Annotated in this window: 2 protein-coding genes; both read right to left on the bottom strand. The window is 69.3% G+C overall.

The genetic code is table 11. The annotated features are described in order from the left end of the window. Positions 1-169 precede the first annotated feature (169 nt). A complete protein-coding gene (locus OG407_RS42950) occupies positions 170-988 on the bottom strand; it encodes an FkbM family methyltransferase (RefSeq protein ID WP_405865903.1) in 819 nt (272 codons plus the stop codon). Then, on the bottom strand, positions 985-25,773 hold the full coding sequence (locus tag OG407_RS42945; RefSeq protein ID WP_405865901.1) for a non-ribosomal peptide synthase/polyketide synthase: 24,789 nt from the start codon (positions 25,771-25,773) through the stop codon (positions 985-987). Before OG407_RS42945 ends, OG407_RS42950 begins: the two co-directional genes overlap by 4 nt. Position 25,774 lies beyond the last annotated feature (1 nt).

Raw genomic sequence — 25,774 nt, 5'->3', positions numbered from 1 at the left:
GCGACGGCAAGAACAGATTCTCCGTCTCACCATGGCACACGGCTGGATCATTGATCCAGTGAGTCGGCGATCGGTCACCGCTCAGCGGGTCGACCGGTCGCCGGCGGTGTCGGATCGGGATGTTCAACTGCTGCGCGGCGGCGCTTGAACGTCCGGAGAACGCCCGGATCTAGCGCGTGGCGTCGAGTTCGTAAAGGTCCGTGCCCGCCAGCTGGGGCTGCTGGGCGACGGAGACGGTGAATCCGTGCCGTTCGAGGAGTCCGGTGATGCTCTTCAACCGGCCTTCCTCGTCGTGTACTTCGGCGACGACACGACTGATCAACGGCCAGTGCGCGTCCTCGACGCCGGCCAGGACCAGGTGCTCGGCGCGCTCCACGTCGATCTTCAGCAGGCCGATCTCGCGCAGCTCGTGGTGTCTGACCAGATCCGAGACGGTGAGCGTGGGAACTGTCAAATGAATTCCGTGGTGCAGGTCCTTGACGATTTCCCCGATGTAGTCCTCGGGAATTCCGGAGTTACGCAGGAATATCCGGGTGTTCGCGTCGTCGGCCTGCCGGTCGGCGAACAGTCCGGAGTTTCCCGTCGATTTCGGGTAGTAGGTGAAGGTGCTCTCTCCCGCACGGTCGCTCACGGCGCTGCGCACGGCTACGGATCCCGGCAGATGGCTGCGGAGATTCGCCTCAAGACACGCGAATGTCGTCGGCGCGGGTTCCACGGAGATGATCCGCAGATCGGGGACCCGCCAGCCGAACATCAGGGACACAATTCCGATGTTGGCGCCGATGTCGAGCACGGTGTCGCCGGGCCGCAGCGCGTCGGCGGCCGACCGGTAGAGCCCTTGGCCCGTGGCCTCCGCCCAGAGGACCTTGGCCTCGGCCGCGCTGACGCAGGTGATCCCTCGTCCGTTGGGCAGCTCGTACGGGCTGGTCTCCGTTGGTCCGGTCGTCCGGGGCGTCGTCGACCTCGTCGGCTTCGTCGGCTCGGTCATGCGGACGCTCCTCCACCGTTGCCGTTCCTCAGGCGTTCGATCTCGGTGCTCAGATAGACGCCCACTGCCTGTGCTCCCTCGCCGTAGAAGACGTTGGAGTGCTCGCCCGGCACGTCGATGACCTCGGGGCCGCGGGTGACGGGGATCTGCCACTGTTCGAGCGTCCACTTGTACGGCTTGGGCTGGTCGTCGCGCGGCATGAGCAGGACGACGCGGCCGTCGTAGTTGCGCATGCCGCGGTGCATGAGCTCGCCGTAGTAGGAGTAGGCCAGCCGGTTGGTGGCGAGGGCTCGCATGATGCGCAGGGCGTGCTTGTCGCCGTCGCGGACGCCCTGGGCGATCTCCTCGTCCGGTGCGCCGTACTTCAGGAGCCGCTTCTCGGTCCTGCGGTCGAGTGTCGTACCGGGGTCGCCGTCGAGGGCCACCTCGATGCTGTCGAGGAGTTTGCGGTCGGACTTGCTGAAGGCCTGGCTGGGCAGGCGGCGGGCGAAGGGCTGGCGGGCCGGTGCCATGAGATAGACGCCGGCGACGTCCTTGCCCATGGACGTCAGCTGGCGGGCCATCTCGAAAGCGACATAGGAACTGCCGGACTGGGCGGTGAGGACGTACGGTCCGTCCTGCTGGATGCGCAGCACCTCGCCGATGTAGGTGGTCGCCATCTCCTCCACCGACGTGGGCTGTGCGTCCTCGCCGGTCAGTCCGCGTTCCTGCAGGCCGTAGAACTGCTGGCCCCCGGCGAGATGCCCGGCGACCTCGGCGAACGCCGCGACCTCGCCGGTGAGGGTGTGGACGGCGAACACGGCCGGCAGCGTCGTGCCGGCGCGGATGGTCACCGCGGAACGCACCTCGGGGTCCTCGGTGTGGATCTGGATGAGCGGCGCGGCGGCCGCGATCGTCGGATGGTCGAAGAGGTCGCCGACGCTGATGTCGTGCCCGGCGCTGCGGATGCGGCCGACGATCTGGGTGACCAGCAGTGAGTTGCCGCCCAGCTCGAAGAAGTTGTCGTGGGCTCCGATGCGTTCGATGCCGAGGATCTCGGACCACACCTCCGCGAGCAGTCGCTCGGCCGCGCCGGACGGGGCGACGTACTCGGTGCTGGTGGAGCGGACCGTCTCGGGTTCCGGCAGGGCCGCCTTGTCGACCTTGCCGTTCGTCGTGAGCGGCAGCCGGGACATCTCCATGAAGGCCGCCGGGACCATGTAGTCCGGGATGCTGCGCAGCAGCGCCTCGCGCAGGTCGGCGGTCTCGGGGATGCCTTCACTGTGGTCGGCCGGCACCAGGTAGGCGGCGAGTTTGCGGTCCGCGGCCTGCCCGTACGCCGTCACGACCGCCGTCCGTACCGCCGGGTGGGCGGCGAGCACCGCCTCGATCTCGCCGGGCTCGACCCGGAACCCGCGCACCTTGACCTGGTCGTCGGTGCGGCCGACGAAGTCGAGCTGCCCGTCGGCCAGCCAGCGTGCCTGGTCGCCGGACCGGTACATGCGCGTGCCGTCGCCGACGAACGGGTCGGCCGGGAACCGCTCCGCACTCAGCGCGGCACGGCCCAGGTAGCCCCGTGCGACGCCCGCGCCGCCGATGAACAGCTCACCGGTGGTGCCGACGGGGACCGGGCGGAGTTGCTCGTCGAGCACGTAGACGCGGGTGTTGGCCATCGGTCCGCCGATGGGAGGCCCACCGGCGTCCTGGGTGCCCGCCTCGACGTCGAAGGTGTCGAGTGCGTCGGAGGTGGCGAGGGCTGCGATGCTCGCGCACACCGTCGCCTCGGTGGGTCCGTACGCGTTGAGCAGCCGGTGTTCGTCCCGCCATGCGGCGGCCGTCGTCGCCTCCAGGCGCTCGCCGGCCGTCACCAGGGTCCGCAGACCCGTCAGGTCGCCGGGCCGCAGCACCGCGAGGAGCGAGGGCGGAAGCGTCGCCACCCGTACCTGCCGTCGCCGGACGAGTGCGGCCAGCGCCTCGGGCTCGGCACGCTCCTGAGCGGTGGCCACCACCAGCGTCCCGCCGGACCCCAGTGTCACGCACACCTCGGAGACGGCGGCGTCGAACCCGAACGGCGCGAACTGCACCACCGCGTCCCCGGCCTCGACGCCGAACGCCTTCGCCTGTGCCCGCACCAGGTTCACCACACCGGCGTGCGCGATCTGCACGCCCTTGGGCCGCCCCGTCGACCCCGACGTATAGATCACATACGCCAACTGGTCTGCCCGTACGGCGACTTCGGGCGAGGTCGACGGCTGTGCGGCGAGCTCCGCCATGACGTCGGGAGCGTCCACGACGACCGTCCGCAGGCGGCCCACCGGCAGTTCGTCCACCAGTTCCTCGGTGCCCAGCAGCAGTGTCGCCCGACTGTCCTTCAGCATGAACCCGAGCCGGTCCGCCGGGTACTCCGGGTCCAGCGGCAGATAGGCCGCTCCCGCCTGCCACACCGCGAGCATCGCCACGACCATGTCGATCCCGCGCGGCAGGCACAGTCCAACCACCGACTCGGATCCGACCCCCGCTGCGCGCAGATAGTGCGCGAGCCGGTTGGCGCGCCGCAGCAACTCGTCGTACTTCAGGGTCAGTTCGCCTGATACGAGGGCCACGGCGCCCGGCGTCGCGGCCGCCCACTCGGCGATCAGCTCATGGACTCCGCTCGCCTCGGGCAGTTCCTCGGCCGTGTCGTTCCACTCGTGCACCAGGCGCCGGTATTCGGCCTCGGTCAGCATCGGCAGTTCTCCCACCGGCTGCTCGGCGTCCTCGCCCACAGCTCCCAGCAATGTCACCATGTGCCCCGCAATCCGCTCGACCGTCACCGCGTCGAACAAAGCGGTGCTGTATTGGATCTCGCCGGTCAGGACGCCGTTGTCCTCCCCCAGCGTCACGACCATGTCGAACTGCACGGGCAGCAGCCCCGTGCCGGTCTCGACACGCAGGCCGGCCGCGTCGTTCCCATCGCCCTCGTCGTCGGAATAGGACGTCCGGGCGGCCCCCGCGGTGTAGTTGAAGGACACGCGGGTGAGTGGGCCACGAGTACGGTCCCGCACATCCGCCAGCGCGTCCACCACCTGCTCGAACGGCAGGTCCTGATGCGAGTAGGCCCCGAGGGCCGTCTCCCGTACGCGGCGCAGCACCTCGGTGAAGGACGGGGTTCCGGACAGGTCCGTCCGCATGACCAGGGTGTTGACGAAGAACCCGATCAGGTCCTCCGTCTCGGCACGGTTCCGGTTCGCCACCGGCGTGCTCACGACGATGTCGTCCGACTCGGTGTAGCGGCCCATGAGGATGTCGAAGGCGGCGAGCAGCGTCATGAACATCGTGGTGCCGTGTTCGCGCGACAGTGCCCGCAGGGCGTCGGCGGTCTCCGCCGGGACGGTGAACCTCGCCACCGACCCCTCAGTGGAGCGGACCGTCGGACGGGGCCGGTCGGTCGGCAGTTCCAGCTTCTTCGCTCCGGTCAACTGCTCACGCCAGTAAGCGATCTGTGCATCTCGCACATCTCCCGACAGCCAACTGCGCTGCCACGCCGCGACATCGGCGTACTGAACCGCGAGCGGCGGCAGCGGATCCGGGTCACCGGCCCTGAACGCCCGGTACAGGACGGAGAACTCACGCTGGAGGACGCCGTCCGACCACTCGTCGAAGACCACGTGATGCATCGCGAGGACGAGTACGTGGTCGTCCGGGGCCAGTCGGACGAGGGACGCGCGGAGGAGAGGACCGGCCGCGAGATCGAAGGGCGTCAGGCCGTCCTTGATGATCAGCCCCTCCGCCTCCCCCTGTGGATCCTCGCTGCCGGACACGTCCAGCAGCGGGAGGAATACCGGGATCGGCGGGTCGATGAGCTGGTGCGGTACCCCGTCGGTGTCGGCCACCAGACGAGTGCGCAGCACCTCGTGCCGGGCCACGACCGCGTCCAGCGCCGCGCCGAGCGCCGGCAGGTCTACGTCGCCGGTCAGGCGCAGCCGGGTCGACATGTTGTATTCCGGCGAGCCGGGCTCCAACTGGTCCAGGAACCACAGCCGTTGCTGCGCGAACGACAGCGGCAGCACCCCGTCCCGGGCGACGGGGGTGAGCGGGGGCGCGGCCGACCGGGCGGAGTCGTCGATCACGGCGGCCAGTGCGCGGACGGTGGGGGCATCGAACAGGTCGGCAAGGGATACCTCGACACCGAACGCCTCCCGGATCCGGGAGACCACCAGCGTGGCCAGGAGGGAATGACCACCGAGATCGAAGAAACCGTCCGTGACACCGACCCGCTCCACACCCAGCACCTGCGCCCAGACACCGGCGAGCAGTTCCTCCGTCGCCCCGGACGCGGCGACGTACTCGTTTTCGAGCCGTGAAGCCTGCGGCTCGGGCAGCGCGGACCGGTTGATCTTGCCGTTGGGGGTCAGGGGCAGGGAGCTCAGCTCGATGAACAGGGACGGAATCATGTAGTCCGGCAGGGATAGGCGCAGGTGCTCCCGCAGTACCTCCGGGGCGGGAATGCCGTGGGTGTGGCCGGTGGGGACCAGGTAGGCCACCAGGCGGCGTTCGGCTCCCTCACCGTGTGCGGTGACCACCGCCGAACCGATCCGCGGATGTGTGGACAGCGCGAACTCGATCTCACCGGGCTCGATCCGGAAACCGCGCACCTTCAGCTGGTCATCGGCCCGGCCCAGGAACTCCAGACGGCCCTCGGCCAGCCACCGCACCCGGTCCCCGGTGCGATACAGACGCGCACCATCAGCCGCGAACGGATCCGCCACGAACCGCTCGGCGGTCAACGCCCGACGCCCGAGATAACCACGGGCGACACCGGCACCACCGATGAACAACTCGCCCGCCACGCCCACCGGCACCGGATTCAACCGCTCGTCCAGCACATAGACCCGCGTGTTCGCGATCGGCACGCCGATACCAGGTGCGCCGCCGTCGACAGGTTCGCACACCGACCAAATGGTGGTCTCCGTCGGCCCGTACATGTTCCACACACCAGCCGTACGCTCCACCAACGCCCTCGCCAAGGACACCGGGAGCGCCTCACCACCACACAGAACCCTCAGACCTGGCTGCCCCTGCCAGCCGTCCGACACCAGCATCTGCCACGTCGCCGGCGTCGCCTGCATCACCGTCGCACCGACCCGCACCAACTCACCCGCCAACACAGCAGGCACACCCGCCACATCCCGGCCGGCCACCACCACCCGCGCACCCGACACCAACGGCAACCACAACTCCAGCCCCGCGATGTCAAAACCCAGCGTCGTCACCGCCAACAGCACATCCGCACCATCAAGCCCAGGACGCCCAGCCATCGCCGACAGGAAACTCACCAGACTGCCGTGCGAAACCTGCACACCCTTCGGCCGACCCGTCGAACCCGACGTATACAACACATACGCCAACTGGCCCGCATGGACAGGCACTTCAGGAACCGTGGCGGGAAGCCCGGCCAGCGTCTCCACCGTCGCCGGATCATCCAGCCAGACCACCGACTCCACCCCGGCCGACACCACCAGACCGGCAGCAACCGCCCGATGCCCGACCAGCACCGACGCCCCACTGTCGGCCAGCATGAACCCCAGCCGCTCCACCGGAAACTCCGGATCCAACGGCAGATACGCCCCACCCGCCTGCCACACCGCCAACGCGGCAACCACCATGTCCACCCCACGGGACAGGCACAGCGCCACCACCGACTCCGACCCCACACCCACCCGACGGAGATGACGCGCAAGACGGTTCACCCGTCCCGCCAACCCGCCATACGTCACCGTCAGTTCACCCGCTACGACAGCCACCGCATCCGGCGCCACCACCGCCCGCCCGGCGACCCACTCATGCACCCCGGCCACCGACCCGGGCAGCACTACCGCCGTGTCATTCCACTCACCCACCAACCGATCCCGCTCCGACACACCCAGCAACGGCAACTCCCCCACAGGACAGCCCGCGTCAACAGCGACCGCCTCCAGCAGCGTCACCAGATGCCCCGCCATCCGTTCCACCGTCACCGCGTCGAACAACGCCGTACTGAACTGGATGCCTGCCTTGAGCGTGCCATCGCCGGCTTCCTCGACCATCACCCACAGGTCGAACGGCACCGCGACCTGGCCTGCCTGTGCGCCAGGCTCTCGATCGGCATCGGCATCGTTGGCGCCTCGAACGACGTCACCGTCTCCGGCGCCGTAGCTGAAGAAAACCTGGAACAGCGGGGTACGGGACCGGTCCCGCTCGGTGACCAGGTCGTCGACGAGCTGCTCGAACGGCAGATCCTGATGCGCGTACGCGCCCAGCGCCGACTCCCGCACCCGCCGTAGCACCTCGGAGAACGACGGGTCGCCGGACAGATCCGCGCGCATGACAAGAGTGTTGACGAAGAAGCCGATCAGGTCCTCCGTCTGGGCACGGTTCCGGTTCGCCACCGGCGTGCCCACCACCACGTCCGTCGACCCCGCATACCGCCCCAGCAGGACATCGAGCGCGGCGAGCAGCGTCATGAACATCGTCGTGCCGTGCTCGCGGGACATCGCCCGCAGCGCGTCGGCCGTCTCCGCCGGGACGGTGAACGGAGCCATCGCTCCTTCGGCGGACCGTACCGGCGGCCGAGGTCGATCAGTGGGCAGCTCCAGTACCGGAGCGTCGGCCAACGCACCTCGCCAGTAATGGAGTTGGCTCTCCAGCACCTCTCCGTCCAGCCACTGCCGCTGCCATGCCGCGAAGTCGGCGTACTGCACCGGCAGCGGCGGCAACGGATCCGGCTCACCCGCGCGGAACGCCTCGTACAACGCGGACAGCTCACGGCGCAGGATCCGCGCCGACCACTCGTCGGACACCACGTGATGTGTCATCAGGGCGAGCACGTGCTGCTCTTCGTCGAGCCGGATCAGTGCGCCCCGGATCAGGGGCCCTGCCGCCAGATCAAAGGGTTCCGTCGCGTCCGCCAGCGCCAGCCGCTCGGCCACACGCACAGGGTCGAGGCAGTCGGACACGTCCACCACCGGCAGCGGGAACACTGTCGCCGGGTCGATCACCTGGTACGGCGCGCCGTCGGTACCGGTCACGAGACGGGTCCGCAGGACCTCGTGCCGCGCCACCACCGCGTCCAGGGCCGCCCCCAGAGCGGCAACGTCCAGTTCACCGTCCCAGGGCACGTACAACGGCAGGTTGTACTCGACCGAGCCGGGTTCGAGCTGGTCCAGGAACCACAGCCGCTGCTGAGCGAACGACAGCGGCAACGGTTCGTCCCTGCTGACGACCGTCCACTCCGGTTCTGCCCCACCCGGTGCCACCGCATCGAGGTCCGCTGCCAGCCCGGCGATCGTCGGGCGATCGAACAGGGTCGTCAGGGCCAGGTCGACGCCGAACACCTCCCTGACCCGGGAGACCACCTGGGTGGCGAGCAGCGAATGCCCGCCCAACTCGAAGAAGTTGTCCGTGGATCCGACCCGGTCCACTCCCAGCAGGTGCTGCCAGATGCCCGCCAGAAGCTCCTCGGAAGCAGTGGCCGGGGCCACGAAACCCGCCAGCTCCGGCCGTGCCCCGTCCGGCTCGGGCAACGCGGACCTGTCCAGCTTTCCGTTCGGCGACAGCGGCAGGGCGGCCAGTTCGACGAACGCGGCCGGGATCATGAAGGCCGGCAGACTCCGCTGAACGTGATCCCGCAGGTCGTTGACCGCCGGTATGCCCTCCGACGCGTCCTCGGGGACGAGGTAGGCCACGAGCCTGCGGTCTTCGGTGTCACCGAACGCCGCCACCACCGCCGAGCGGACCTGCGGATGAGCAGCGAGTACGGCCTCGATCTCACCGGGTTCGATACGGAACCCGCGGACCTTGACCTGATCGTCCGCCCGCCCGACAAAGTCCAACTGCCCATTCGCCAGCCAGCGCGCCCGGTCGCCCGAACGGTACATACGGGTGCCGTCCGCAGTGAACGGGTCCGGCAGGAAGCGCTCGGCGGTCAGGGCGGGCTGGGCGCGGTAGCCGCGGGCGACCTGCGGACCCGCGATGTACACCTCGCCCGCAACACCGACCGGGACCGGACTCAGGCGCGCGTCCAGGACATACAGGCGGGCGTTCGCCACCGGGGCGCCGATCGGCGGGACCACGGCCACGTCCGCGTCGACCGCACCGGCCGTGACCATGACCGTCGCCTCGGTGGGACCGTAGGTGTTCACCAGCGTGCGGCCCCGCGCCCACGCCTCCGCAACCGGCTGCGTCAGCCGCTCCGCACCCAGCAACAGCGTCTCAATACCGGGGACTTCGCCCGGGTTCAGCACACCCAGCAGCGACGGCACCACACTGGCCGCGCCCACCGCCTGGGCGCCGATCATCCCGGTCAGTACCTCCGGGGCGGTGCGCTCAGCACTGCTCGCCACCACCAGTGTCCCGCCCGACGCCAGCGTCACCGCCACGTCCAGCACCGCCGCATCGAAACTGAACGACGCGAACTGCAACACCCGCACACCAGGACCGGCACCCAACACAGGAGCCAGTCCGGTCACCATGCCCACCACACTGCGATGCGCGACCTGCACACCCTTCGGACGCCCCGTCGAACCCGACGTATAAATCACATACGCCAACTGGTCTGGACGTACAGGGACTTCGGGCGCCGTAGCCGGCAGGCCATCGGCGACGGCCAGATCGTCGAGCCACACCACCGACTCCGCCGGCAGCCGCTCAGCCACCTCGGCCACCGACCGGTGCCCGATCAGCACCTTCGCACCGCTGTCCGCGAGCATGAACTCCAGCCGCTCGGCCGGGTATTCGGGATCCAGCGGCAGATACGCACCACCCGCCTGCCACACCGCCAACATCGCCACAACCATGTCGACCCCACGCGGCAGACACAGGCCCACCACCGACTCCGCGTCGACTCCAAGCGCCCGCAGACGATGCGCCAGCCGACTCGCCCGGTCCATCAACCCGCCATACGTCAACACCCCACCGTCCGACACGACAGCCACCACATCCGGACCCGCCAACGCCCGCCCCGCGATCAGCTCATGCACCCCACCCACACCCGGCAGCGGCTCAACAGCCCCGTTCCACTCCTCGACCACCCGCCGCCGCTCACCCACACCAAGCACCGACAACTCGCCGACACACCGCGCCGCATCCTCCGCAATGCCCTCCAACACGTTGACGAGATGGCCCGCCATCCGCTCCACCGTCGCGGCGTCGAACAGCGCGGTGCTGTACTCGATCTGCCCCGAGAGTCCCCCGCCCTCCCGGTCGCCGAGCCGAAGCGCCAGGTCAAACTGGACCGTGCGTGAGACGTGCGCGTGAGACTCCCCGGATGGCCCGCTCGACCCCGGAGCTCCCTCCGTGTCAGCGCTCCCTGCGTCGTAGCTGAAGAACGACTGGAACAGCGGCGTGCGGGACCGGTCCCGCACCGTGACCAGTTCGTCCACGAGGTGCTCGAACGGCACATCCTGATGCGCGTACGCACCCAGCGCCGACTCCCGCACCCGCCCCAACAACTCCGTGAACGACGGATCGCCGGACAGATCCGCCCGCAACACCAGCGTGTTGACGAAGAAGCCGATCAGGTCCTCCGTCTCGGCCCGGTTCCGGTTCGCCACCGGCGTGCCCACCACCACATCCTCCGACCCCGCATACCGCCCCAACAACACATCGAAGGCCGCCAGCAGCGTCATGAACATCGTGGAGCCATGTGCGCGCGAAAGTGCCCGCAGCGCCTCGGCCGTCTCCTCCGGGACAGTGAACGCGGCCACGGCTCCCGCCGAGGTCCGGGTCGCCGGGTGCGGCCGGTCCGTGGGCAGATCCAGCACCGGGAGATCGGACAACTCCTCTTGCCAGTAGGCGAGTTGTCCGTCCAGTACGGACCCGGTCAGCCACTCCCGCTGCCACACCGCGAAGTCCGCGTACTGCACCGCCAGCGGCGGCAACGGATCCGGCTCACCCGCGCGGAACGCCTCGTACAGGGCAGACAGCTCGCGCTGGAAGATCCGCTCCGACCACTCGTCGGTGACGATGTGATGCATCGCGAGCGCCAGCACGTGTTCGTCCGCCGCGAGTCGGATCAGGGTGGCGCGGACGAGGGGTCCGTTGGTGAGGTCGAAGGGAGTGGAGGCGTCCACCGTCATCAGGTTCTGGGCGGTCGCGACCGGATCGACGGCGCCGGACACGTCGACGACGGGGAGCGGGAAGGGGGCGGGCGGGTCGATGACCTGGTGCGGCACGCCGTGCCCGTCCGCGACCAGTCGGGTGCGCAGGACTTCGTGGCGCGCCACGACCGCGCTCAGTGCCGCACCGAGGGTCGCCACGTCCAGGTCTCCGGACCAGGGCAGGGGGGACGGCAGGACGTAGCCCGTGGCGCCCGGGTCCAACTGGTCGAGGAACCACAGCCGTTGCTGCGCGAACGACAGCGGCAGGGGCAGGGACGGCGACTGTGGTTCGTGCCGGTTCCGGTCGACAGGTATGATCGCCGGCGCCGTGGGTCCCGTACCGAAGCCGTCAACTCCCTTGCCCGAGGCGTCGATCGCCGCAGCCAGGCCGCGTACCGTGGGCCGGTCGAACAGTGCCGACAGCGGAACCTCCACCCCGAACACCTCGCGGACCCGGGAGACCACCTGGGTAGCGAGCAGCGAGTGGCCGCCGATCGCGAAGAAGTCGTCGGCGACGCCGATCGCGTCCGCCCTCAGGACATGGGCCCAGATCTCCGCGAGAAGTTCTTCCGTGGCGCCCGAGGGTGCCACGTATGCGTGCGTCTCCGAGCGCGCGGCGGCGGGGTCGGGCTGCGGAAGCGCGGCACGGTCGAGCTTTCCGTTGCGGGTGAGGGGCAGTTCGGTCAGTTCGGTGAAGACCGCGGGGACCATGAAGTCGGGCAGGGTCTGCCGCAGGAGGTCACGCAGTTCGGCCACCGCGGGGATGCCTTCGGCCGGGTCGGCGGGGACCAGGTGTGCCACCAGACGGCGGTCCGTGCCGTCCCCGAACGCCGTTACGACCGCCGACCGGATCCCCGCATGGGCAGCGAGAACGGCCTCGATCTCGCCGGGCTCGATGCGGACACCACGTACCTTGATCTGGTGGTCGGCGCGCCCGAGGAACTCCAGTTGCCCGTCCGCCGTCCGGCGCACCCGGTCGCCGGAGCGGTACATCCGGGAGCCGTCGCCCGCGAACGGATCGGCGACGAAGCGTTCGGCCGTCAGTGCGGGACGTCCGCCGTAGCCGCGCGCGACTCCCGCGCCGCCGATGAGGAGCTCGCCCGGCACGCCCGTCGGGACCGGCTGGAACCGGGCGTCGAGGACATACGCCGTCGTCCCCGCGATCGGCAGTCCGATCGGTGGTACGGACGACGTCACCGGCTGCCGCAGGAGGCCGGCGACGCTGGTGATGGTCGCCTCCGTCGGTCCGTACACGTTGTAGACGGGCACCGAGGTGTGTGCGAACCACTCGGCGAGTGTCCGCGCGGGCATCGCCTCGCCGCCCATGATGAGCAGGCGGAAGTCCGGTCCGAGGGTGCCTTGTCGGGTGAGGCCGGGGATGAGCATCTCCCACAGTGAGGGGGTGATGTCGACCGAGGTCACGGCCTGTTCACGGATCTCGCGCAGGACGCGTTCCGGTGTCCACGTCTCCGCTCCGCCCAGCAGCAGCCGTCCGCCGTGCACCAGGGTGGCGAAGAGCTGTTCCTGTGCGGCGTCGAAGGTGAGCGACGCCAGCTGGAGGGTGACGTCCGTCGGGGTCAGTTCGTAGCGGCGGCCCATCTCCTGGAGTTCCCGGCTCCATGAACTGTGCTGGACGAGCACGCCCTTGGGCGTACCGGTCGAGCCGGAGGTGAAGATGACGTACGCCAGGTTCTGCGGTGTGACTCCCGTCCGTGGGTTGTGGACGTCGTACGTGGCGGTCGTCGGCCAGTCGGTGTCGATGAGCAGTTTCGGGGCGGGCACGGATTCCAGCCGCTCCGCGGACAGGGCCTGCGTGATGAGCAGCGAGGCGCCGGACGACTCGATCATGCGGGCGAGCCGCTGGACGGGTTGGTCGGCGTCAAGGGGCAGGTATGCCGCGCCGGCCTTCATGATGCCGAGCAGCGCGACGAGGGCCTCCGGGCCGCGCGCCAGGCACACGCCGACGACGTCTTCCCGTCCGATACCCAACGCCCCTATGTGATGGGCGAGTTGGTTGGCCTTCGCGTTCAGTCGGCCGTATGTGAGCAGGCGCTCGCCTTGCTGGACGGCGACGGTGTCGGGGGCGCTGTGTGCCTGATCCTCGAAGAGCGTGTGAACGAGGCGCGCTTCCGTGCGGGTCTCCGCTCCCGTGCCGAGGGCGCGCAGCGTCCCGTGCTCGGCTTCGGAGAGCAGGTCGAGCGCGCCGATCCGGCGGGCGGGGTCCAGGACGGACCGCAGGACGACGACCAGGTGATCGGCCATCCGCCGTACCGTGGCAGCGTCGAACAGCGCTGTGCTGTACTCCAGTTCACCGGTCAGCGCTCCGTCACCGGTGTCCCTGACGGTCAGCGCGAGATCGGAGAGGGCGAGGTCGCGCGACATCGCGACTTCGGCGGTGTGAGCGTCTTGGTCCTCGTCCGGGGGGCCGTGGCGACCGTCGTCGCCGTCCGCGTCCGGCGCGGTACCTCCCGCCGCCCCACCATCCCGTACGTAGTTGAAGTACACCTGGAACAGGGCCGTGCGGGACCGGTCGCGGTCGGTGACCAGGTCGTCGACGAGCTGCTCGAAGGGCAGGTCCTGGTGCGCGTACGCGTCGAGCGCCATGTTCCGTACGCGGCCCAGGAGTTCGGTGAACGTCGGGTCGCCGGAGAGGTCGGCGCGCAGCACGAGCGTGTTGACGAAGAAACCGATCAGGGCCTCGGTCTCGGCCCGGTTCCGGTTCGCGACCGCCGTTCCGACCGCGATGTCGTCGGTGTCGCAGTAGCGGCCGAGCAGGACGTCGAAGGCGGCCAGCAGCGTCATGAACATCGTGGAGCCGTGCTCGCGCGACAACGCCCGCAACTCCTGGGCGATCTCCACCGGAACCGTGAACCGCGTCGTCGCCCCGACCGACGACCGGATCGGCGGCCTGGCCCGGTCGAGCGGCAGTTCCAGCTCCGTCGAGCCCGCCAACTGATCGCGCCAGTAGGTCAGTTGCTCGTCCAGCACCTCTCCGCTGAGCCATGCGCGCTGCCAGACCGCGAAGTCGGCGTACTGCACCGGAAGCGGCGGCAACGGATCCGGCTCACCCGCGCGGTAAGCCTCGTAGAGCGCCGCCACCTCCTGGCTGAGTATTCGCGCCGACCACTCGTCGGAGACGATGTGGTGCATGGCCAGCGCCAGTACGTGCTCGCCGAGGCCCAGCCGGATCAGCGCGGCGCGCAGCAGCGGCCCGGCCTCGAGGTCGAACGGCTCAGCCATGTCCCGGGTGACCAGCCGCTCCGCGTCACCCAGCGGATCGTCGCTGCCGGACACGTCGATCACCGGCAGGGGGCACGGCGCCGAGGCGTCGATCACCTGGTACGCCACCCCGTCCGCGCCGGCCACCAGCCGGGTCCGCAACGTCTCGTGCCGTGCCACCACGGTGTCCAGTGCGGCGCCGAGCGCGGCAACGTCCAGCACACCGTCCAGACGGACGGGCAGCGCGACGTTGTACTCCGTCGAGCCGGGGTCCAACTGGTTCAGGAACCACAGCCGTTGCTGGGCGAACGACAGAGGCAGCGGCCGGCTCCGGTCCGCCGCCGTCACCGGCTGCACGCCCCCTTGCGCCGCGTCCTCGACCGCCATGGCCAGCGCCCGCACGGTCCGCCGGTCGAACAGGGCAGCGAGCGGCAACTCGACGCCGAACACTTCCCTGATACGCGACATGACCTGGGTGGCCAGCAACGAGTGACCACCGAGATCGAAGAAGCCGTCGGTGACGCCGACCCGCTCCACGCCGAGCGCCTGCGCCCAGATCCCCGCGAGCAACTCCTCGGTCTCACCGGCCGGGGCCACAGAGCCCTCCAGCTCCGGGGAGGCGGAGGGATCGGGGAGGGCGGTGCGGTCGAGTTTGCCGTTGGGGGTGAGGGGGAGGGCGGCGAGTTCGGTGACGGTCGCCGGGATCATGTGGGCCGGCAGTCGCGAGCCGGTGAAGGTGCGCAGGTCGGGGGTGGAGGGGATGCCGTCGGTCTGGTCGGCGGGTACGAGGTAGGCGGCCAGGCGGCGGTCCTCGGTGTCGCCGAAGGCCGTGACGACGGCGGTGCGGATCCGAGGGTGGGTGGCGAGTACGGCCTCGATCTCGCCGGGTTCGATACGGAACCCGCGGACCTTGACCTGATCGTCCGCCCGCCCGATGAAGTCCAACTGCCCTTCCGCGAGCCAGCGGGCCCGGTCGCCCGAGCGGTACATGCGGGTGCCGTCCGCAGTGAACGGGTCGGGCAGGAAGCGCCCGGCGGTCAGGGCGGGCTGGGCGCGGTAGCCGCGGGCGACCTGCGGGCCCGCGATGTACACCTCGCCAGCAACACCGACCGGGACCGGACTCAGGCGCGCGTCCAGTACATACAGGCGGGCGTTCGCCACCGGGGCGCCGATCGGCGGGACCACGGCCACGTCCGCGTCGACCGCACCGGCGGTCACCATGACCGTCGCCTCGGTGGGACCGTAGGTGTTCACCAGCGTGCGGCCCCGCGCCCACGCCTCCGCAACCTGCCGGGTCAGCCGCTCCGCACCCAGCAACAGCGTCTCAATACCGGGGACTTCCTCCGGGCTGAGGACACCCAGCAGGGACGGCACCACGCTCGCCGCACTCACCGCCTGGGCGCCGATCATCCCGGTGAGTGCCTCCGGGGCGGCGCGCTCAGCGCTGCTCGCCACCACCAGCGCGCCGCCCGACGCCAGCGTCACCGCCACGTCCAGCACCGCCGCGTCGAAGCTGAACGACGCGAACTGCAACACCCGCACACCCGGACCGGCACCCAACACCGGGCCCAGTCCGGTCACCATGCCCACCACACTGCGATGCGCGACCTGCACACCCTTCGGACGCCCCGTCGACCCCGACGTATAAATCACATACGCCAACTGGTCTGGACGTACAGGGACTTCGGCCGCCGCAGCCGGCAGGAGGCCATCGGCGACGGCCGGATCATCCAGCCACACCACCGACTCCGCCGACAGACGCTCAGCCACCTCGGCCACCGACCGGTCTCCGATCAGCACCCTCGCACCGCTGTCGGCGAGCATGAACTCCAGCCGCTCCACCGGGTATTCGGGATCCAGCGGCAGGTACGCACCACCGGCCTGCCACACCGCCAGCATCGCCACGACCATGTCGACGCCACGCGGCAGACACAGCCCCACCACCGACTCCGCGTCGACTCCAAGCCCCCGCAGACGATGCGCCAGCCGACTCGCACGGTCCATCAACCCGCCGTACGTCAACACCTCACCGTCCGACACGACAGCCACCGCATCCGGACCGGCCAACGCCCGCGCAGCGATCAGCTCATGCACCCCACCCACACCCGGCAGCGGCTCAACCACACCACTCCCCTGCCGCACCAGCCGATCGCGCTCCTCAGTTCCCACCATGGTCAGATCGCCAACACGCCGATCCGAATCATCCGCGGCAACGGCCTCCAACACCGCGACGAGATGCCCCGCCAACCGCTCCACCGTCACCGCGTCGAACCGGGATCGGTCGTAGGACAGACGAAGCGCCAGCTCGTGGGCCGAGCTGACCGCCACGGAGAGGGGGTAGTTGGCCTGTTCGCGCATGTGGTTGAACCCGGCGTTGAGGCCGCTGTCGGCCGATTCGGCCTGCCCCTCTTCCAGTTCCTGGACCGGGTAGTTCTCGAAGACGAAGAGGGTGTCGAACAGAGCCTGACCCGGCGGGAGTTCACTGCTCTCACCGATCACGACCAACGGCGTGTGCTCAAACCTCCGCGCCCGCACCTGCTCATCCTGCAACCCCGCCAACCACTCCACCACCGGCCGGTCCCGCTCCACCCGCACCCGCACCGGCGTCGTATTCAGCAACAGACCCACCATCGAGTCCATCCCATCGATCTGGCCACCACGACCCGACGACGTCACACCGAACACCACATCATCCGAACCCGCATACAACGACAACACCAACGCCCACGCACCCTGCACCACCGTGTTCAACGTCAACCGATGCCGCCGCGCAAACCCCGCCAACCCCCCACCCGCCACCACCGACGGCAACACCACATGCACATCCCCCTGACCCACCTCCCCCAAAACCCGCCCCACACCCAACACCGTCGGCTCCACAAACCCCGCCAGCCGACCACCCCAAAAACCACGCGCCTCCACCACATCCTGACCCGCCACCCACCCCGCGAAATCCCGGAACGGCGCACGCACCACCAACTCCGCACGCCTCCCCTCACGAAAAGCGTGATACGCCTCCAACACCTCCCCCAACACAATCGGCACACTCCACCCGTCAAGAAGCAAGTGATGGAAGCTCCACACCAGTTGATGCCGCTCGTCCGCCAGCCGGATCAGCGAGATCCGCACCAACGTCGAAGCCGAAAAATCAGCACCCCGCGCCCAGTCCGCAGCCAGAAAGTCATCCACCCGCCGACGGCAGGCATCCTCACCCAGCCTCGAAAAGTCCAACACCTCCAGAGGAACAGACACCAACCGCGACACCACCGCCAACGGCCGCGGAACCCCCTCCCACACCACCGCACTCCGCAACACCTCATGCCGCGCAAACACCAACTCCCACGCCCGCCTCAGAGCATCGAGATCCAGCCGCCCCTCCAGAAGCAGACCGTTCTGCACCCAGTACATCCCCGCATCCGAAGACAACTGACTGTGAAACACCATCCCCTGCTGCAACGCCGTCAACGGATAAATGTCATCAATCACCGTGCGGACCCGACGCGCGACACCATCCAGCGCATCCTGATCCAAACCCGCCAACGGGAAATCCGACGGGGTATAACCACCCACACCTGGAGCGCAGCAGTACTCGATGATCTGGGTGAGGACATCGACATACCGCTGCGCCAACCGCCGCACCGTCGCCTCGCCGTAGACCTCACCCCCATACGTCCACACCATCTCCAAACTGCCGTCAACGACCTGACTGTTGACCTCGACCAAGTACGAACGATCCGCTTGCGGCGACTGGAACTCGCCCAACGTCCCGGGCAGTTGCACAAAGCGGCTACGGCTCTCATCGGGCGCTCGTTCAGCTCGTGGAGCAGCACTGTCGACCGGCTGTTGAGCGGACTGGCCGAGGTAGTTGAAGGACACCTCAGCACCCGAACCCGGGACCAGCTCCCAGTCGGTCAAGTACCGCAGCAGGCCGTAACCCAGGCCCTTGCGCGGTGCCGTCCGCAGGTCTTCCTTCGTACGGCGAAGGAGCGCGCCCAGATCACCGTCCTCCACACCGCCCAGCGCAACCGGATGCACACTCGTGAACCAACCCACCGTCCGCGACACATCGATGTCGGCGCCGACATCCTCGCGGCCGTGGCCCTCAACATCCACCACGACCGACGCCGACCCGGCCCACTCCGTCAACACCGCACCCAGGGCACTGAGCAACACGTCATTGATCTGCGTCCGGAACGCACCCGGCACCTCACGCAGCAAACGCTCCGTGAGTTCGGCACCCAACGCCACCGACACCCGCCGCGCCGACGCGACCGAATTCACACCCTCGAACTCACGCGGCAACACACCCGCCCCAGCCCCCACCCCCCGCCAATGAGCACCCTCGGCCGCGATCTCCGAAGACACCGCCAACTCACCCAGCCGCCGAGCCCAACGCAAGAACGACGTCGTCTTCGCCGGGAACCCCACCACCGCCACACCACGCTCGACCTGCTCATACGCCGACGCCAGATCCTCCAACAGGATCGGCCAGGAGACCGCGTCCACGACCAAGTGGTGGACAACAACCAGAAGCAACTGACCACGCTCACCCCGGTCGAAGAGCACCGCACGCAGCAGCGGGCCCTCCACCAGATCGAGTCCCGCCTGCACCTCCGTGGCCCGTGCCTCCAGGAACGCCGGCTCATCCGCAGCCGCTACGTCAGTAGCGTCGATGACCGATACCAGGTCGGCCGGCTCCGCGGCCACCACACGACCGACCCACTCCCCGCCCTCCCGCACAAAACGAGAACGCAGCGCGTCATGCTGCTCCACAACAGCCCGTGCGGCCACCCGCAGCACGTCCGCGTCCACCTGAGCGGTTGCCTGCAACACCACCGACTGGTTGAAGTGCCACGGCTCCGGCTGCTCACTCTCCAGGAACCACCGCTGGACGGGTGTCAACGGGAAGTCCCCTACGACCGGGCCCTGTTCGGCATCGGCCGCGCTCTCGCTCGACGCCACCGGCGCCAGCTCGCCCACCGTCTGATGGTCGAACAACTGCGCCACCGTCACATGGATCCCGAGATTCCGGGCCCGGGCCACCACCCGGATACTGCTGATCGAGTCGCCGCCCAGCTCGAAGAAGTTGTCCTCGACGCCCACCCGTTCCAGGCCCAGGACCTGAGCCCACACCTCAGCCAGAACCTGCTCGACCTCTGTACGGGGTGCCACATACTCCCCCGCCGAACCCGCACGCTCCCCGTCGGGCTGCGGCAGCGCCGCCCGATCCAGCTTGCCGTTGGGGGTGAGCGGCAGCGCGGCCAGTTCGACGAAGACGGCCGGAACCATGAAGGCCGGCAGACTCCGCTGGACATGGTCCCGCAGGTCATTGACCGCCGGTATGCCCTCCGACGCGTCCTCGGGTACGAGGTAAGCCACGAGCCTGCGGTCTTCGGTGTCGCCGAAGGCCGCCACCACCGCCGAGCGGACCTGCGGATGGGCAGCGAGTACGGCCTCGATCTCGCCGGGTTCGATACGGAACCCGCGGACCTTGACCTGATCGTCCGCCCGCCCGACGAAGTCCAACTGCCCATTCGCCAGCCAGCGCGCCCGGTCACCCGAACGGTACATACGGGTGCCGTCCGCGGCGAACGGATCCGCCACAAAACGCTCCGCCGACAAAGCCGGCCGACCCCGATAGCCGCGAGCCACCTGCGGACCCGCGATGAACACCTCGCCCGCAACCCCGACCGGGACCGGACTCAGGCGCGCGTCCAGGACATACAGACGGGCATTCGCCACCGGGGCACCGATCGGCGGGACCACGGCCACGTCCGCGTCGACCGCACCGGCGGTCACCATGACCGTCGCCTCGGTGGGACCGTAGGTGTTCACCAGCGTGCGGCCCCGCGCCCACGCCTCCGCAACCTGCCGGGTCAGCCGCTCCGCACCCAGCAACAGCGTCTCAATGCCGGGGACTTCGCCCGGGTTCAGCACACCCAGCAGCGACGGCACCACACTGGCCGCGCCCACCGCCTGGGCGCCGATCATCCCGGTCAGTGCCTCCGGGGCGGTGCGCTCGGCACTGCTCGCCACGACCAGTGTGCCGCCCGACGCCAGCGTCACCGCCACGTCCAGGACAGCCGCATCGAAACTGAACGACGCGAACTGCAACACCCGCACACCCGGACCGGCACCCAGCACCGGGCCCAGCGCGGTCACCATGCCCACCACACTGCGATGCGGGACCTGCACACCCTTCGGACGCCCCGTCGACCCCGACGTATAAATCACATACGCCAACTGGCCACCGTCAACCGGGACTTCAGGAGCCGCGGACGGCAGAAGGCCACCGGCGACAGCCGGATCATCCAGCCACACCACGGACTCCGCCGGCAACCCCCCGACCACCTCGGCCACCGACCGGTGCCCGATCAGCACCCTCGCACCGCTGTCCGCGAGCATGAACTCCAGCCGCTCGGCCGGGTACTCGGGATCCAGCGGCAGATACGCACCACCGGCCTGCCACACCGCCACCATCGCCACCACCATGCCGACCCCACGCGGCAGACACAGCCCCACCACCGACTCCGCACCAACCCCCAACCCACGCAAACGATGCGCCAGTCGACTCGCGCGGGCCATCAACCCGCCATACGTCAACACCCCACCGTCCGACACGACAGTCACCGCATCCGGACCCGCCGACGCCCGCGCCGCGATCAGCTCATGCACCCCACCCACACCCGGCAGCGGCTCAACAGCCTCATTCCACTCCTCGACCACCTGGCGCCGCTCACCCGCACCAAGCACCGGCAGTTCGCCGACGCGCCGCCCCGCATCCTCCGCCACCGCACCCAGCAGCACACTGAGATGCCCGCCAAGCCGCTCTATCGTCGCCGCGTCGAACAACGCGGTGCTGTACTCGATCGTCGCGGTGAGAGCGCCATCGCTGCTGTCGCCAAGCGTCACCGCCAGGTCGAACTTCACCGGAAGGCCACTGGAGCCGGTCTCGTCACTGGCCCCCGCCCCGGCCGCGGCATCCCCCTCACCCTCGGGCTCGGCAACCGCGCCGGCGTCGCCATCGCTCTCCCCGGCGACATAGCCGAAGAGGACTTGGAACAGTGGATTGCGGGACCGGTCCCGCTCGGTGACCAGTTCGTCCACGAGTTGCTCGAACGGCACATCCTGATGGGCGTACGCGCCCAGCGCGGTCTCCCGCACCCGGCCCAACAACTCCCGGAACGTGGGGTCGCCCGACAAGTCAGCCCGCATCACAAGGGTGTTGACGAAGAACCCGATCAGGTCCTCCGTCTCGGCACGGTTCCGGTTCGCCACCGGCGTGCCCACCACCACATCCTCCGACCCCGCATACCGCCCCAACAACACATCGAAGGCCGCCAACAGCGTCATGAACATCGACACGCCGCACTCACGCGACAGCGTCCGCAACGCCTCCGCGGTCTCACGCTCGATACGCAACCCGGCCACCGCTCCCGCGGACGACCGCACCGCCGGCCGGGGCCGGTCAGTCGGCAGCTCCATGACCGGAAGGTCGACCAACTGATTTCGCCAGTAGGCGAGTTGCTGTCCCAGTACCTCTCCGGTCAGCCACTCCCGCTGCCAGACCGCGAAGTCCGCGTACTGCACCGACAGCGGCGGCAACGGATCCGGCTCACCCGCGCGGAACGCCTCGTAACAGGCGCTGAGTTCGCGGCGCAGGATCAGCCGCGACCACTCGTCGGAGACGACGTGGTGCATCGCGAGCGCCAGCACGTGTTCGTCTGCCGCGACCCGGATCAGGGTGGCGCGGATCAGTGACTCGCCCGACAGGTCGAAGGGGGTGACCGCGTCGGCGAGTACCAATTCGCGGGCGGCGGCGATGGGTTCGGTTCGGTCGGACACGTCGACGACCGTCAGGTGGAAGGGCTCGGACGGGTCGATCACCTGGTGCGGTACGCCGTCGGTGTCCACCACCAGCCGGGTGCGCAGGACTTCGTGGCGTGCCACGACCGCGCTCAGTGCCCTCCCCAGGGCCTCCACGTCCAGGCCGCCGGGCCAGGGGACGGGCATGGGTACGTTGTACTCACCGGAGCCTGGTTCCATCTGGTCGAGGAACCAGAGCCGTTGCTGGGCGAACGACAGGGGCAGGTCCTGGTCCCGGCCGACCGTCACGATCGGCGGTGCCGAGGTCCGCGGCGCGGCGGTCCCGACCAACGCCGCGAGGGCACGCACGGTCGGGTGGTCGAACAGTGCGGCCAGCGGTATCTCCGCCCCGAACACTTCCCTGACCCGGGAGACCACTTGGGTGGCCAGGAGCGACTGTCCGCCCAGTTCGAAGAAGTCGTCGGTCGCGCCGACCCGGTCCAGGCCGAGGACCTGGGCCCAGACTCCGGCGAGCAGTTCTTCGGTCACGTTCGCCGGTGCCACGTAGCCCGTGAGGTGCTGACGGACGGCGTCGGGTGCCGGGAGCGCGGCCCGGTCGATCTTTCCGTTGGCGGTCAGGGGCAGCGCGGCCAGTTCGGTGAAAACCGAGGGAATCATGAAGGCGGGCAGGCGTTCGCCCGCGAAGGCGCGCAGGTCTGTGACGGGCGGGATGCCCTCGGCCTGGTCGGCGGGGACGAGGTGGGCGACCAGCCTACGGTCGGCGTCCTCGCCGTCCGTGGTCACCACTGCCGTGTGAATCGCCGGATGAGTCGCGAGAACCGTTTCGATCTCGCCGAGCTCGACGCGGTATCCGCGGACCTTGGTCTGCTGGTCGGTACGGCCGAGGAACTCCAACTGCCCGTCCGCCAGCCAACGCACCCGGTCCCCGGAGCGGTACATCCGTGAGCCGTCGCCCGCGAAAGCGTCCGCCACGAAACGTTCGGCTGTCAGCCCGGGGCGGCGGCCGTAGCCGCGCGCGATCCCCGCGCCGGCGATGTACAGCTCGCCCGCCACACCGACCGGGACCGGGTTGAGCCGCTCGTCCAGGACGTACGTCCGCGTGTTGTCGATCGGGATGCCGATCGACGGCACACCCCGGCCGTCCGGATCGACGGTCGCGATACTCGCGCAGACCGTGGCCTCGGTCGGACCGTACGCGTTCAGCAGCCGGTGCTCGGTCCGCCATCCGGCGGCCACGCCGGTCTCCAGCCGTTCACCCGCCGTCACCAGCGTGCGCAGGCCCGTCAGGTCACCGGGGTTCAGGACGGCGAGCAGCGACGGCGGCAACGTGGCCACCCGAACCTCTCGTTCTCGCACGAGAGCCGCCAACGCCTCCGGCTCGGCCCGCTGCTCCGCCGTCGCCACCACCAACGTGCCGCCCGACGCCAGCGTCACGCACACCTCGGACACGGCGGCGTCGAACCCGAACGGCGCGAACTGCACCACCGCGTCCCCAGCCCCGACCCCGAACGCCCGTCCCTGCGCCCGCACCAGGTTCACCACACCGCGGTGAGCGACCTGTACACCCTTCGGCCGCCCCGTCGAACCCGACGTATAGATCACATACGCCAACTGGTCGCCGTGTACGGGGACTTCGGGTGACCCGGTCGGCATGCCGGCCAGCTGAGCGCGGTCCGCAGGGTCGTCCAGGACCACGGTCCGCAACCGTCCGACCGGCAGCTCGTCCAGGATGTCGCTGGTGCCGACGAGCACCGTCGCCCGGCTGTCCGCGAGCATGAATCCGAGCCGTTCGACCGGATACTCCGGGTCCAGCGGCAGATACGCTCCTCCGGCCTGCCAAACCCCCAGCATCGCCACGACCATGTCGATGCCACGCGGCAGGCACAGGCCCACGAGGGTGTCGGGGCCGACACCCACGGAACGCAGATAGTGGCCGAGCTGGTTCGCCCGTGCCGTCAACTCACCGTAGGTCAGCGACACTTCACCGAAGACAATCGCCGGGGCGTCCGGGCCCGCGGCCGCCTGTTCCGAGATCAGCCGGTGCACCCCGCCCACCGCGGGCAGAGCCTCGGCCGTGTCGTTCCAGTCATGTACCAGGACGTCTCGTTCGGCAGCCGTCAGCACCGGCAGATCGGCGACGTGTCGTCCCGCGTCGTCGGCGACGGCGTCCAGCAGGACGACCAGGTGCCGGGCCATTCGCTCCACCGTCGTCGCGTCGAACAACGCGGTGCTGTACTCAAGGACGCCTGTCAGCTCACGGCCGCCGTCGGTGAACATCAGCCGCAGATCGAACTTGGCGACCACATCGCCTTCGACACCGCCGAGCGACAGCCCACCGCTGTCCCGCTGCTGCCGCCCGTCCTCGGTGAAGTAGTTGAACAGTACCTGGAACAGCGGGCTGCGCGACCGGTCCCGCTCGGTGACAAGGGCGTCGACCAGCTGCTCGAACGGCAGATCCTGGTGCGCGTACGCGTCGAGCGCCATGTCCCGTACTTGGACGAGGAGTTCATCGAAGGTGAGGTCGCCGGACAGATCGGTGCGCATCACCAGGGTGTTGATGAAGAAGCCGATCATTTGCTCGGTCTCGGCCCGGTTCCGGTTCGCCACCGGCGTTCCCACGACCACGTCGTCCGTGTCCGCGTAGCGGCTGAGCAGCACGTTGAACGCCGCCAGCAGCGTCATGAACATCGTCGCGCCGCTCCGCCTGGACAGTTCTCGCAACACGTTCGCGATCCGTGCGGGGACGGTGAAACGCGTCTGCGCGCCTGCCGGTGACCATACGGGCGGCCGCGGCCGGTCGGTGGGCAGTTCGAGCGCGGGAGCCCCGGCCAACTTGTCGCGCCAGAAGGCGAGTTGGCCCTCCAGGACCTCCCCCTCCAGCCACTCCCGCTGCCACACCGCGAAATCGGCGTACTGCACCGACAGCGGCGGCAGCGGATCCGGCTCACCGGCGCGGAACGCCTCGTACAGGGCGGCCAGTTCGCGCTGGAAGACACCCTTCGACCACTCGTCGAAGACCACGTGATGCATGGACAGCGCCAGTACGTGCTCGTCCGGGGCCAACCGGATCAGCAGGGCCCGGATCAGCGACCCACCCGCCAGGTCGAACGGGAGCGCCACGTCCGCCGCCATCAACACCCATGCCGCGGCGCCGAGATCCGCCTCGCCGGACACGTCGGCCACCGGCAGCAGAAGAGGCGCGGGCGGGTCGATCACCTGGCACGGCACGCCGTCGGCGCCGGACACGAGCCGGGTCCGCAGGACTTCGTGGCGTGCCACGATCGCGTTCAGGGCGGCGTTGAGCGCCACCACGTCCAGCGCACCGCCGAGGCGTACCGGCATGGGTACGTTGTATTCGGCCGAGCCGGGATCGAGCTGGTCCAGGAACCACAGCCGCTGCTGCGCGAAGGACAACGGCAACTGCTCGGCCCGGTCCGCGACCCTCATCCGAGGTCCATGACCGGTGTTCTGTTCGGGCGCACGGTCGGTCAGCAACGCGATGATCTCGTCGCGGAAGCCCTGAAGGCGGGCCCGGAGTTCGTCCGTGAGCACACCTTTCGGGGCGAACAACCGGAGCCGGCCGTCGACGACGCTGAAGCGGGCGCCTCTGCTCTCAAGCCCCTCCAGGAATTCCGCAGGGGACATG

This window comes from Streptomyces sp. NBC_01515 (assembly GCF_045040345.1).
Lineage (GTDB): Bacteria > Actinomycetota > Actinomycetes > Streptomycetales > Streptomycetaceae > Streptomyces.
Note: the sequence above shows the minus strand (reverse complement) of the source record. Positions and strands in the feature narration are given on the sequence as shown.

Bases quoted from the DNA above. Each gene is read 5' to 3' on its own strand.
- OG407_RS42950 (WP_405865903.1), bottom strand. From the start codon at position 988: ATGACCGAGCCGACGAAGCCGACGAGGTCGACGACGCCCCGGACGACC.
- OG407_RS42945 (WP_405865901.1), bottom strand. From the start codon at position 25,773: ATGTCCCCTGCGGAATTCCTGGAGGGGCTTGAGAGCAGAGGCGCCCGC.